At 66.8% G+C, this 12829-nt stretch carries 13 protein-coding genes; 2 read left to right on the top strand and 11 right to left on the bottom strand.

Features of this window, described 5'->3' with window-relative positions; all coding sequences use genetic code 11:
• Positions 1-29: 29 nt before the first annotated feature.
• Positions 30-512: a glutathione peroxidase gene (locus ACT53T_RS14405; RefSeq protein WP_018266439.1), complete on the bottom strand. Its 483-nt coding sequence runs from the start codon at positions 510-512 to the stop codon at positions 30-32.
• A gap of 127 nt (positions 513-639) precedes the next feature.
• Positions 640-2124 (bottom strand): sigma-54-dependent transcriptional regulator, encoded by a 1485-nt coding sequence (locus ACT53T_RS14400; RefSeq protein ID WP_400769534.1) that lies wholly within the window; start codon positions 2122-2124, stop codon positions 640-642.
• 285 nt (positions 2125-2409) lie between these two features.
• Here ACT53T_RS14400 and ACT53T_RS14395 point away from each other — a divergent pair, with 285 nt between their 5' ends.
• On the top strand, positions 2410-4263 hold the full coding sequence (locus ACT53T_RS14395; RefSeq protein ID WP_476161723.1) for a M3 family oligoendopeptidase: 1854 nt from the start codon (positions 2410-2412) through the stop codon (positions 4261-4263).
• Positions 4264-4456: 193 nt separating this feature from the next.
• Positions 4457-5185 carry a hypothetical protein gene (locus tag ACT53T_RS14390; RefSeq protein ID WP_476161722.1) on the top strand — a complete coding sequence of 243 codons (729 nt, stop codon included), beginning with the start codon at positions 4457-4459 and terminating at the stop codon, positions 5183-5185.
• A 14-nt stretch (positions 5186-5199) separates the two neighbouring features.
• On the opposite strand, the gene ACT53T_RS14385 is transcribed toward ACT53T_RS14390, so the two are convergent.
• The 9 genes from ACT53T_RS14385 to ACT53T_RS14345 all read right to left on the bottom strand — a co-directional run bounded on the left by ACT53T_RS14385 (position 5200) and on the right by ACT53T_RS14345 (position 12823).
• Complete coding sequence (locus tag ACT53T_RS14385) at positions 5200-5568, bottom strand: VOC family protein (RefSeq protein ID WP_476161721.1); 369 nt, start codon at positions 5566-5568, stop codon at positions 5200-5202.
• A 36-nt stretch (positions 5569-5604) separates the two neighbouring features.
• A complete protein-coding gene (locus ACT53T_RS14380) occupies positions 5605-6531 on the bottom strand; it encodes an ROK family protein (protein ID WP_476161720.1) in 927 nt (308 codons plus the stop codon).
• An 80-nt stretch (positions 6532-6611) separates the two neighbouring features.
• The gene (locus ACT53T_RS14375) at positions 6612-7394 is read right to left on the bottom strand and encodes a pentapeptide repeat-containing protein (protein WP_476161719.1); all 783 of its coding nucleotides are present in this window, start codon (positions 7392-7394) and stop codon (positions 6612-6614) included.
• Positions 7391-8167: a hypothetical protein gene (locus ACT53T_RS14370; protein ID WP_036292264.1), complete on the bottom strand. Its 777-nt coding sequence runs from the start codon at positions 8165-8167 to the stop codon at positions 7391-7393. Before ACT53T_RS14370 ends, ACT53T_RS14375 begins: the two co-directional genes overlap by 4 nt.
• A gap of 26 nt (positions 8168-8193) precedes the next feature.
• On the bottom strand, positions 8194-9885 hold the full coding sequence (locus tag ACT53T_RS14365; protein ID WP_476161718.1) for an OmpA family protein: 1692 nt from the start codon (positions 9883-9885) through the stop codon (positions 8194-8196).
• A gap of 113 nt (positions 9886-9998) precedes the next feature.
• A complete protein-coding gene (locus tag ACT53T_RS14360) occupies positions 9999-10373 on the bottom strand; it encodes a hypothetical protein (protein ID WP_018266447.1) in 375 nt (124 codons plus the stop codon).
• A gap of 76 nt (positions 10374-10449) precedes the next feature.
• A complete protein-coding gene (locus tag ACT53T_RS14355; RefSeq protein WP_476161717.1) occupies positions 10450-11121 on the bottom strand; it encodes a hypothetical protein in 672 nt (223 codons plus the stop codon).
• Between the two features lie 111 nt (positions 11122-11232).
• Positions 11233-11973, bottom strand: coding sequence for a sulfite exporter TauE/SafE family protein (locus tag ACT53T_RS14350; protein WP_476161716.1), 741 nt, complete (start codon positions 11971-11973; stop codon positions 11233-11235).
• 178 nt (positions 11974-12151) lie between these two features.
• Positions 12152-12823: a TetR-like C-terminal domain-containing protein gene (locus tag ACT53T_RS14345; protein WP_476161715.1), complete on the bottom strand. Its 672-nt coding sequence runs from the start codon at positions 12821-12823 to the stop codon at positions 12152-12154.
• Positions 12824-12829 lie beyond the last annotated feature (6 nt).

Here is a 12829-nt window from a genome sequence, read left to right as displayed (position 1 = left end):
TAGAGCCGATTGCGGGCGCTTTCCGTCTCTCAGGCCTCGGCGAGCAGGGCGTGAATGTCGGGCTCCATCTGGCGCGGCGTGTTGGTGGCCTGGAAGCGCTTCACCACATTGCCCTTGCGGTCGATGAGGAATTTGGTGAAGTTCCACTTCACGTCTTCCGCCGGACCCGGGTCCTTCTCCTTCAGCAGCTTGTAGAGCGGGTGCTGATTCTCGCCATTCACCTCGATCTTGCTGAACAGCGGGAAGGTCACGATGAAGCGGGTGGAGCAGAAGGTCTTGATCTCCTCGTCCGTCCCCGGCTCCTGATTGCTGAACTGGTTGCAAGGGAAGCCGAGAATGACGAACCCCTTGTCGCGGTTCTCGTTCCAGATGGCCTCGAGGCCATTGTATTGCAGCGTGAAGCCGCATCGGCTCGCCACATTGACGATCAGGATCACCTTGCCGGCGTAGTCGCCGATCTTGACGGTTTCGCCGTCGATCGTGCGCGCTTCGATATCATAGAGCTCGGACATGACTGAGAAGGTCTCCGTTCTTCGCGCGGCGCCCGAGAGCGCGCGGCGCATTCTGGGGGGCAGAATGGCCGCGCGCGCTTTTTTGGGCAAGCCGGGAAACGCCTAAATTCGCGGCGCCTTCGCCTCTTCAGGCGGCGTCGACATTCTCGTCCATCTCCTCGCCGAGCCCGTACTCCTTCATTTTGCGGTAGAGCGTCGAGCGGCCTATGCCCAGACGACGCGCAATCTCCGACATCTGCCCGCGATAATGGACGAGGGCGAATTTGATGACCTCGGCCTCCAGCTCCTCGAGACGGCGCATGTCGCCGTGCGGACCGAGCAGCGCCATCACATTGGGATCGCGAATCTCGACGCGCACGATCTCCCGCTCCGGCGCGGGACCGGCCGAGACGGGCGCGGGCGCCGGCGGCACGCGGGCGGAAAACCCGTCCACATGGGCTGCGATCTGCGGGAACTCGTTGACCGTCAGCTCGTCGCCATCGGCCAGCACCACTGCGCGGAAGACGGCGTTCTCGAGCTGGCGGACATTGCCCGGCCAGTCGTAGCTGGCCAGCAGCGTCGTCGCCTCATGCGATATGCCGCGCAGGCGCTTGTTCTCCTCCGCCGCGAAGCGGATGGCGAAGCGGCGCGCCAGATCGCCGATATCGTCGCGGCGCGCGCGCAGCGGCGGAATGGTGATGGGGAAGACGTTGAGCCGGTAGAACAGATCCTCGCGGAACTGGCCGCGCTTCACCTGCTCGATCAGATTTTGATTCGTCGCCGAGATGAGGCGAATGTCGACCCGCACCGGACGCTTGGCGCCGACGGGATCGATCTCTCCCTCCTGCAGGGCGCGCAGCAGCTTCACCTGCGTCTCCAGCGGCAATTCGCCGATCTCGTCGAGGAAGAGCGTGCCGCCATTGGCCTCGAGGAATTTGCCCGCATGCTTCTCGGTCGCGCCGGTGAAGGCTCCCTTCTCATGGCCGAAGAGAATGGATTCGACGAGATTGGCCGGCAGCGCCCCGCAATTGACCGTGACGAAGGCCTTGCCGCGGCGATCCGAGCCGCCCTGAATGGCGCGCGCGACGATCTCCTTGCCGACGCCCGACTCGCCCTCGATGAGCACGGGAATGTTGGAATGGGCGGCGCGCTCGCCGAGGCGAATGACACGCGCCATCTCCTCGCTGCGCGAAACCAGATCGCGGAAGGTCAGCGCGCCGTCCCTGCGGCGATTGACGCGGCGCAATTCGCCCGCCAGCGCGTCGGCCGACAGCGCATTCTTGATGGAGACCTGCAGACGCTCGGCGCCGACCGGCTTCACGACGAAATCATGCGCGCCGGCGCGCATGGCCGAGATCACCGTCTCTATGGAGCCATTCGCCGTCTGCACGATGACGGGCACGTCGATCTTGAGGTCGCGCAGGCGCGTCAGCACGCCCATGCCGTCGAGATCGGGCATGACGAGATCGAGAATCAGCAGATCGACCGGCGTCGCGCCATTCTGCGTCAGCCGCGCCAGCGCCTGCTCGCCGCCCTCGACAGTCTCCACCTCATAGCCGAAGCGCCGCGCCGAAGCCTCGAGCAAGCGGCGCTGGACCGGATCGTCGTCGGCGATCAGAATCGTAGAAGTCATTGATCCTCTTGAAATCTCTTAGGCCTGCGCGGCGTGGGCTCGGGCGGATCGCGACGATCCGCGGCGTGCAATAGAGGATGTGGACGACGCCACCTTCCGGCCATGCTCGGAGATCAGGGTAAAGGCGTCGTTAACGTGAGCCTCGCCGTCGGGACGAATCCAAAGGCCGGGGACGAGAAAAGCTCCTGCGCGGCCTGCGACCAGGCGGCCTGCGACTTGCATTTTTTCCGTCCCGTGCCCGATATTCGGCGAAGCGCCCTTCATCCTCAACTCCCGGTTCGAACCATGCCGCATCTTCACGCCCGCGTCCAAGCCCCTCTTCGCGACGCCGTCTCCGAGGCACAGGCCGGCGGCCCCGGCCCCGCGCTCCCCGAATGGAATCTCGCCGATCTCTACGCCGCGCCGGATTCGCCGGCGCTGGCCGCCGACATTGCGGCGGCGGAGAAGGAGGCCTCGGCCTTCGCGGCCGCCTATCGCGGCCGCCTGAGCGAGATCGCGAGCGGCGCGACGGCGAGCGAGACGCTCGGCGAGGCCGTGCGGCGCTATGAGGCGCTACAGGACCTGTTGGGCCGAATCATGTCCTATGCGGGTCTGGTCTACGCCGGCGACACCACCGACCCCGCGCGCGCCAAATTCTATGGCGACATTCAGGACAAGATCACCGAAATTTCCACGCAGCTGCTGTTCTTCCAGCTCGAGCTGAACCGTATCGACGACGCAATTCTCGACGCCGCTGCGGCGAAGGCGCCGCTGGCGCATTGGAAGCCCTGGCTCGAAGATATTCGCATGGAGAAGCCCTATGAGCTCTCCGACGAGCTGGAGCGTCTCTTCCACGAGAAATCCGTCACCGGCCGCGCCGCCTGGAACCGCCTTTTCGACGAGACCATCGCCTCGCTGCGCTTTTCGATCGGCGGCAAGGAGCTGACGATCGAGCCTGCGCTCAATCTCATGCAGGATACGCGCGAGGAGGTGCGGCGCGAAGCCGCGCTCGCCGTCGGCGCGACGCTGAAGGCCAATCTGCGCACCTTCGCGCTCATCACCAACACGCTCGCCAAGGACAAGGAGATCGGCGATCGTTGGCGCGGCTTCGAGGATGTCGCCGACTCGCGCCATCTCTCCAACCGCGTCGAGCCGGAGGTGGTCGCGGCGCTGGTGGAGAGCGTGACGAAAGCGCATCCCAAGCTGTCGCATCGCTATTACAAGCTCAAGGCCAAATGGTTCGGCAAGGAGGCGCTGGACTATTGGGACCGCAACGCGCCGCTGCCCTCCGTCCCCTCGCATAATTACAGCTGGGACGAGGCGCGCGACATCGTTCTCACCGCCTATTCGGGCTTCGCGCCGCAAATGGCGGAGATCGCCGCGCGCTTCTTCGATAAGAGCTGGATCGACGCGCCGGTGCGGCCCGGCAAGGCGCCGGGCGCCTTCGCGCATCCGACCGTGCCGTCCGCGCATCCTTATGTGCTGGTCAATTTCCAGGGCAAGACGCGCGATGTGATGACGCTGGCCCATGAGCTCGGCCATGGCGTGCATCAGGTGCTGGCCTCGCGCCAAGGCGCGCTGATGGCGCCGACGCCGCTGACGCTCGCCGAGACTGCCTCCGTCTTCGGCGAGATGCTGACCTTCCGCTCGCTATTGGCGCAGACGACCGACGTCGAGAAGAAGCGCGCGCTGCTCGCCTCCAAGGTGGAGGACATGCTCAACACTGTGGTGCGGCAGATCGCTTTCTATTCCTTCGAGCGCAAGGTCCACACCGAGCGCAAGAAGGGCGAGCTGACCGCCGACAAGCTCTGCGAGCTGTGGATGAGCGTGCAGAGCGACAGTCTCGGCCCGGCCATTCGGCTCGGCGAAGGATATGAGTCCTTCTGGGCCTATATTCCGCATTTCGTGCATTCGCCCTTCTATGTCTACGCCTACGCCTTCGGCGATTGTCTCGTGAACTCGCTCTATGGCGTCTATCAAAAGGCGGAGACGGGTTTCGCCGAGCGCTATTTCGGCCTGCTCGAGGCGGGCGGCGCCAAGCCCTACAATGAGCTGCTCGCGCCTTTCGGTCTCGACGCGCGCGATCCCGCCTTTTGGGGCATAGGGCTCGAGATGATCGAGGGGCTGATCGCGGAGCTGGAGGCGATGGAGGGGGCGTGAGCCATCCTTCACAAACCACCAGCGAAACCAAGTTCATTTCTCTGTCATGAGCTGAATCTAAGCTTTAGCGCGCATTCGGACGGTTCAGGTCGGAATGCGCGCTAAGAATATTGGATTTCGCATGCCCTTTTCCGCAAACCGGTTCGGCGCCTTTCGCGAAAATGTTCCAGAGACATCGCTCGAGAAATTACCGATGGCGACCTTACGTGCTCTCGGCGCAGCCTTGATCATCGCTGTCGCCGCGACGACGAGCGTCGACGCAATGGAGCCGGCGCTCGCACCGCTTCTGCAACTGATGCGATCAGCGCGCCAGAATCCGGGGCCGCCGACCATCGACAGGGATAAATTCCAAAAATTTCTCTTCTCCGACACCTACAAGGGGCTCATCCGGCGAGCATTCGATTCCCTGCCGAATGGGAGCTTTCGGTCTTGTCGGACGCTCGCCTCCGAAAAGTCCAGCGTCGTTCTCCTCTCATCCATCTCCTTCGGCGCAGACGGCGTTCCGTCCTCGGGCGGTTGGCGCGGCGCCTTCCCGGTCAAGGGATGCGATCTCGATACGACGCTCAATTTCTTTTTCATTGTCGCCGCCGACGGAGTGAAGATCGAAACCATCGTCGCCATGCCGGGAGGGACGGTGGCCGATCCAATTCTTCAGCGCGATGCGATCAATTATGCGCGACTCGGCGCTTCTGTCGCGTCGAAGGACTGCAAGCAGTTCGAAGTGATCGATACGCGTTTCGAGGCCTTCGGCCTGAGCGAGCCCAAAACCGCGGATCCCGGCCCCAATGCGCGCTTTCGCCTATGGTGGGAGACGTGGACCTTGGCGGGCTGCGGGCGCAAATTCGACGTCCCGCTCAATTTCATCCCAGACGAACGCGGAACGACGATCACTCAGGCGCTCGCAGATGTGAAAAGCCGCTGAAACGCGAACCGACCTCACTCCACATTCTGCCCGATCCGCCACAACACGCCTGACGGATCGACCAATGTGAAATCGCGCATCCGCCATGGCTGGCGCTGCACATCCGAGACTTTAGCGCCATAGCGCGCGGCGATCCCGCTCTCGTCGACCTTCGCCCGCCACGCGTCGACATCCTCGACGAGCAGATGCAGCATCAGATTCTCGGCGAATTCCTTCACGTAGAAATTCTGCAGCAGAAATCTCGCAGTCTCGTGATGGAAATAGGCGACGCCGTCGCCGTCGGAGGCGAGCGTGAAGCCCAAATCCTGATAGAAGCGCTTGGAGAGCTCATAATCCTTCGCCGGCACGAAGGCCTTCAATTCGATCGTTCGCAAATTCGACATGAACGGCTCCCGAGAAACGGAACGCCGCTCATCCTCTCAGCTCTCGCTGTCCGGCCCGCCCCACAGCCAAGCCGCGCCGCGCACGCCGCCCGAGTCGCCATGCACATTGCGCAATATGCGCGTGTCTATGGCGTCCGAGAACGCCTGCTTCTCGACCAGATCGCGCAGACCCTCGTAAATAAAATCGATATTGGACACGCCGCCGCCGAGCACGATCACATCCGGATCGATGAGATTGACGATTGCCGCCAGCGCGCGCGACAAGCGGTCGCGATAGACTTCCAGCGCATGGCGCGCCGCCGCCTCGCCCGCCGCGGCGCGGGCGGCGATCTCCTCGCCATTCGCCTCGGCGCCGCTGCGCTGGCCGTAATCATAGGCGAGCGCCGGGCCGGAGAGATAGGTCTCCACGCAGCCGTAGTGGCCGCAATAGCAGAGCCGACCGGGAAATTCGTCCGGCGTCATCCAGGGCAGAGGCGTATGGCCCCATTCGCCCGCCACCTTGTTGACGCCCTGCAGAACCTTGCCGTCCACGACGATGCCGCCGCCGACGCCCGTCCCCAAAATCACGCCGAAGACCACGCGCGCCCCCGCCCCGGCTCCATCGACTGCCTCCGAAAGGGCGAAGCAATTGGCGTCATTCTCGAGCCGCACCGGACGCTCGAGCAGCGCCGCGAGGTCCTTGTCCAGCGGCTTGCCGTTGAGCCCTGTGGTGTTGGAGTTCTTCACGAGGCCGGTGCGCGGCGAGATGACGCCCGGCGTGCCGACGCCGACGCTGCCGCGCCCGCCGATCTCGCGCTCGAGATCGAGCACGAGGCCGCCGATGGTCGCCAGAACGGCGGCATAATCATGAGCGGGCGTCGGCGCGCGCCGGCGCGCCAGCGTCTCGCCCATGGGACCCATGGCGATCGCCTCGGTCTTGGTGCCGCCGAGATCGACGCCGATGCGGAAGGGTTCTCTTGTCATCGCCCTTCGTTCATCTATGGCGGCGGCGCGATCGGGCAGCCCCCGCCCCTATGGTCTTTCGCCTCGGCGCGTTTCCAAAGCTATTGCAGATAGGCGCGATCGAGATCGACCGCGCCCTTCAGCGTCGCGGCCGCGCCTCTGTCGATACGCACGGAATCGAGCGACAGGCCCTCGGCCTTCGTTCCCTCGAAGCGCGCGCCGGTGAAATCCGCGCCGGCGGCGTCGACATCCTTCAGCGAGGCCTTGTCGAAGATCGCGCCCGCCGCCCGCGCATAACGCATGTCGGCGCGGGAAAGATCGGCGCCGTCGAAATGCGCGCCGTCGAGCTTGGCGGAGCGCAGAACGGCGCGCATCAGCCCCATGGACTGGTTCTTCATATCGGCGGACATATCCGCGCCGCGGAAGGACGCGCCGCGCAGATCGGCCCCCGAGAGATCGGCGGCGAGGCGGCTCTTGGAGAAATCCGCCCCCTCGGCGCGGGCGCGCTGCAGCTGCGTCGCGAAGACATGCGCGCCACGCAGGCTGGCGCCGGAGAGGTCGGCCTCGAGCAGCCAGGCCTGATCGAGAATGGCGCCGTCGAGCTTGGCCCCGGCGAGCCGCGCCTTCACCAGCCGCGCGGCGCGCAGATTGACGCCGGAGAGATCGAGGCCGGAGAGATCGAGCCCGTTGAGGCTGCGCATGGAGAGATCGAGCGTCTCGCCCGGCTTGGTCGCCGCGAGGCGCGCCTCTATGTCGGCGCGCGTGAACTCGGACTGCGAATAGGCGGGCTGGGCGAGATCGACATTGCGCAGCATGTCCTGCGCCGACGCTTCCGCCGAAACGAGGCCGAGCAGCAGCGAGGCGCCGAGAAGTCCGATTCTCATTCGGCCTGCGCCCGTTCCGTCGCCGCGGCCAGCTCCTTGGCCTGCGCCACCCAGCGGCCGCGCTCGGGACGTCCGGGAACGGCGAGCGTCGCGCCGATCCAGGCGACATTCTCGGAGGACCAAGCGGCGATCTGATCGAAATGATAGACGCCGAGCCCGTGCAGCTTCTCGACGCTCTTGGGCCCGAGGCCCTTGATCTTGGCGAGATCGTCGGCGCGGCCGCCGCGCGGTCCCGGCAGCCCCTCCGGCCGCTGGCCCGGCGTCTTGCGCTCGCTCTCGGCGGGACGCGGCGCTCCGGCGCGACGGCGCGGCTCGGCGACCGGAGCCGGCGCCTCGGTGAGCGCGGTTTCCGGCGCGGGCGGCTCGGCTGCGGCGATCGGCTCGGGAGCGGGAGCCGGCGCATTTTCCGCCAGCGTCGCCGCGGCGCCGCGCAGCGCGACATGGGAGACATCCGCATGCGGCTTCCGCTTCGCCGGCGCGGCCGGAGCCGCGGCGCCGAACAGCAGCCTGACTCCGCCGCCGAAGGGCAGGCCGATCAGATAGGCCGTGGCGAGCAGCAGCCCCAATTCGAAGAGCAGGCCATTGCGGCCGGGAATGGTCTGCAGATTGGCGAGCAGAAAGCCGCCGGCGAGCGCGAAGGCCGAGGCCACCACGACGCCATGGCCGGCGAATATCGCGCCGGCCTCTTTTTTCGTCGTCCAAAAGCCGATGACGAGCCCCAGCGCGAGCGCGGCGGCGAGCCATTGCGTGGAGGCGGCGAGCAGATAGAGCATGGGCGTTCTCCCTCGAAAGCCCCGGATCACCGGATCGAGAATTCGATGCGACGGCCGCTCTCGTCGACCGCCGCAGCGCCCGAGGCGGAGAGTCGCGCCGCTTCGACGCCCGCCTCGATGAGATAATTGCGAACGGCCTCGGCGCGATGCAGGCCGATGGCCTCATTCTCCGCATTCGAGCCCGCGCCGGCGAACAGCCCGACGATATCGACGGCCGCGCCCGGACTGCGCAGCAGCACATAGGCGAGCGCGTCGACGACCGGGAGGGATGTTTCCGCGATCGAATTGTCCGCGCCGAAAGTGAGCCCTCGAGCCGCCGTCTCCGACAGAGCGGCGTAGAGGCGCGTCGGCGGAATTTCGTCCTTGGTCGCGAGGCCGAGCCGCGCGGCGTTCTCATAGCCTTCCGGCAGCTCGCGGAAGAGCCGGGCGCGAATGTCATATTGCGCCTTGGCGGTATAGGCCGCGCCTTCCAGCGCCAGCTTGCGGTCGGACAGCGCCGCGACGCCCGAGTCGAGCCGCGCCAGCGCCCGCAACGCCACGCTCGCCGCCTCGGCGAATCCCTTGGGCGCGCCATCGGCTATGGCGAGATCGACCTCCACCGCATCGCCGAAATCACGCTTCGCCTGCTCGGCGATGCGCGCGCGCGTCGCGGCGTCCGGCGCGAAGCCGGCGAGCGCCAGACCGCTCTCCTGCTTGCGCGCGGTGAAGACGAAAGGCGAGACCGCGCCCGCCGCCACGCTCACCTTGCCGAGGCCGAAGCTCTTCGGCAGCGCCGCGCGCAGGCTCGCCTCGACGGCCGAGGCGCCGACATTGGTCTTGCCCGCGCCCTCGATGGAGACGACGCCATCGGCGATGGAGGCCTTGCCGCTGGAGAGCTTGGCGAGCTCGCGCAGAGCGGCGCCGGCCGCCGCGGCGAAATCGCCGGGCGCGCCGCCGGCGACGCGCGTCTGATCGCTGGCCTTGCCGAGGCTGGCCGCCTCGGTGAAGAGCGCCTCGCGCGTCGTCTCGCTCGGCGCATAGCCGAACAGCGAGACGATCTCGCCGGCCTTGGCGGCGCTCCAGACGAAGGGCGAGACGCGCGGCGGCGCGATCTCCGCCTTCACCGCGACGCCCTCGGGCGGGGCTTTCAGCGCCGCCTCGGCGCGATCATAGCCATCGAAGCTGGCGGCGGCGCCGGCAACGGACAGCGAAGCGTCGCTGACCGTCACTCTGCCATCGCCTATGGCGTCCAGCAGAGCGACGCCATAGGCCGCGAGCGCGGCGTAATTCTTGGGCGCGCCCAGCGCCGAGACGGAGGCGTCGGAAAGCTCGAGGCCTCTGCCCGCGGCCGCGTCGCGAATCGCGACGCGCTCGCCGGGAACGGGCGCATTGCCGGAGAGCGCCAGCGTCTTGCCCTTGCGCTCGAGCGCGAAAGCGAAAGGCTTGGCGAGAGGCGGCGGCGTCGTGGCGTCCGCGACGGAGCGCACGCCCTCCTGCAATTCGACGCTGCGGACGGCCTCGGCGACGGCGGCGGGCGCGAGGGCGACGCCGGACAGGCGAATGTCGCGCCCGTCCACATCGACGCGCGCGCCTTCGATCGCGCCGGGGGATTTGTCGAGCGCCGCGCGCACGCGGTCGCCCAAATCTTTTTCGATCTTCTCGACGTCCGACGTCGCGACGATCGTGAACAAGGCGGCCAGCACGGGCAGGCCGATCCACCATTTCGTCGGCTGGATCATGGCTTCCGTCGCTCCCTGGGGCGAGAATCATTACGTAACCGGCACAGTTCTACCAGTCGAGAGGCCGCAGACCAACTCGAGGGAAGCGCGTTGCCGCGTCGCAGGAAGCCGATTCAGCCCTTTTTCTTGGACGGCTGCTCGCCCGGCTGAAGGGGCGGCGCGGGGTAGAGCTCGATCGCCCGATCGATCGTCCAGAAGCAATCCAGCGCGCCGGAGGGGCGCACGCACCACAGCGGGCCGTCGCGCTGATCGACGTCAACCTTCTGATCGCGCATGAGCTGCACGCATTGGCCGGCCTGGAGCTTGCCGCGGAAATAGGCGGGGTCGTCCTTGGCGGCCTTGTCCGAGGCCGGGCGAAAGGCGCGTTTTATGTCCGCTTGATCGCGGCAGGCGAGAACGGCGCCGCGCGCGGCCGCCGCCTGCGCCGCGGAGGCGAGGCCGAGCGTGGCGCAGAGGGTGGCGGCGACGAGGGCGCGACGGGCGTACATGTCGCGAATCTAACGCATTGGCGCGCGCTTTACCAGCCGTGCCGACGCTTGCCGAAAGGCGCTTTTCAGCGCCCTTTTAGGATTTTGCCGGGCCGGTTCGCCGCTCGATCTCGGTTTTCACCCTTTTCCACAGATCGATCGCGCGCGGCCTCGCCCATTCATAGCCCTCGATGGCCCGCGGACGCGCCCAATCATAGAGCGCGACGCTCCATTCGCCGAGCAGCCGGCCCGTGGCCTTGGCGAAATCGACGCCCTTGTCGAACCAGGGCAGGAATTGGCTGTCCGCCGGAATCTTGGCGCGCGCCCAGGCGACGGCGTCCGCGACGATCTGCGAGATCGCGCGCCAGAGCTGGCTCCAGGGCTCGTCCACGGGCGTGCTCGTCACCTTGTCGCGATAACGCGCGAAATCTCCCGCGAGAGACGCCTTGGCGCGGCGCTCGTCGTCCAGCTGGCGCTGCAGATCGGCGGCGCGCTTTTCGGCCTCTTGCGCCTTGCGGGCGTCGCCGTCGGCCTTTTGCGCATTGCGCCTGGCCTCGAGCTGGGCGTCGTCGATCTCGCGGGTCGACTCGTCCACCTGCACCGCCATCGCCTCATATTTGGAGAGCACGTCGTCGCGCTGCTCGATGACGCTGCGCAGAAGCGAGACGAGCGCGTCGCGCCCGAGCCTGTCATAATCCTCGCCGGCGGCGGGGGTCGCGGCCGCCACGGCGGCGCTTCGATTGCGATTGTCGGACAGTTCGGCCTCCATCGACTTTTCGCGCCGCGGCCTATGCGCCGGCGCTTCGCCGATGCGGTTAGATAAGAAGGCCGCGCCCGCCGACCAGCCATGCCTCGCAGCCATCGGCGGCGGCGAAACGCCTCACGGCGCGCGCTGGAACAGACCGAAGGTCAAGAGCGCGCCGATGATGACAACGATAATGCGCAGCCATTTGTCCGATATGTGATGCAGCATGCGCGCGCCGACGACGCCGCCTATGGTGGCGCCGAGCGAGGTGACGAGCGCCTGCGCGAGATGCAGATCCGGCGAGAACAGGAAGATCGCCACGGCGGAGGCGTTCATCACCGCGGCGAGCACGTTTTTGGTCGCGGCGGCGATGCGCACATTCTGCCCCGCCATGGTCAGCGCCGCGACCATCAGAAAGCCGATGCCGCCGCCGAAATAGCCGCCATAGACCGAGATGAGAAATTGCGCCACGCCGGCGCCGCGCGTCGAAAGATGCGCATCGGCCTCGCCCGGCTTGCGCAGAAAGCTGCCATAGGCGAACACCACGGTCGCGAACAGCACCAGCCAGGGAACGAGCTTGGCGAAGAAGGCCGGCGGCGTCAGCAGCAGGATGACCGCGCCCACCGCCCCGCCGACGATGCTGATGATGAACAGCGTGCGCAGGCCGAGGCCCGCCGCCCCGCGCGAGAGATCGCGGCCCGCCCAGCCGGTGGCGATCTGCGCGGGAAACAGCGCGACGCAGGAGGTGACATTGGCGGCGCGGGCGTCCATGCCGGTGAGCATGAGCGTCGGCAGAGTGAGAAAGGAGCCGCCGCCGGCCAGCGCATTTTGCGCGCCCGCCCACATCGCGACCAAAAAGAGCAGAAACAGCAGCATGGGTCGAGGCGCCTTTTAGCGCGCTTTCCGATCGAACGGAATCGTTCGATCGATCAGAATTCGCGCCCAGTGAGAGACGTTTGGAGCGCTATCCGATCCAATTGGATCGGATAGCGCTCTAAACTTCCCAAACCCGATATTTCAGGTCGGGCTCTGGAAGGCAAGCCATAGCTCGAAATCAATCTTTCCAGGCGTCTTCGCCCGGCCGCCGAATGGTCAATCCGCCCGCGAAGGCGCGCACCAGCCGCTCGAGCTCGCCCTCCAGCGCCGCCTCCGACATTGGCGCGAGCTTCTCCTCGAGGCCGAGCGAGACGACGCCATGCACGGCGGAGAACAAGGTGCGCGCCAGCAGCGCGCGCGCGGCCGCCGGCTCGTCCGGCAGCAGCCGCGCCAAGGGCGCCTCGACCAAAGCGAAGAGCCGGCCCTGATCCTCAAGATACCAGGCCGGCGCGGGACGGCCCCCGGCGAGCCTGTGCTCGAACAGCGCCCGCCACAGCGCCTTATTGGCGCGGGCGAAGGAGAGATAGAAGCGCGACAGGCGCAGCAGCTCCTCCGCCGGCTCCGGCGCGGGGCCGGGCGGCGCGGCGAGCCCCTGCTCCAGATGCGCCAGAGTGTCCGCGCCGATGCGCAGGATCAGATCGTCGAGATCGTCGAACACATTGTAGATGGCGCCAACGGCGCAGCCCGCGGCGGCGGCGAGATCGCGCGCCCTCAAATTCTGCAGCCCGCCCTCGGCGATCGCGGCGCGGCCCGCCGCCACCAGCCGCGCGCGCAGATCGGCGCGGCGCGTGGAGGTCTTGGACGCGGAGCGCTCCGCGGCGCTGGATTCAGTTTTTTGAACGTCGTTCATTTTTCT

The organism is Methylosinus sp. DMC45 (assembly GCF_056313885.1).
This window is presented reverse-complemented; position numbering and strand designations above follow the sequence as displayed.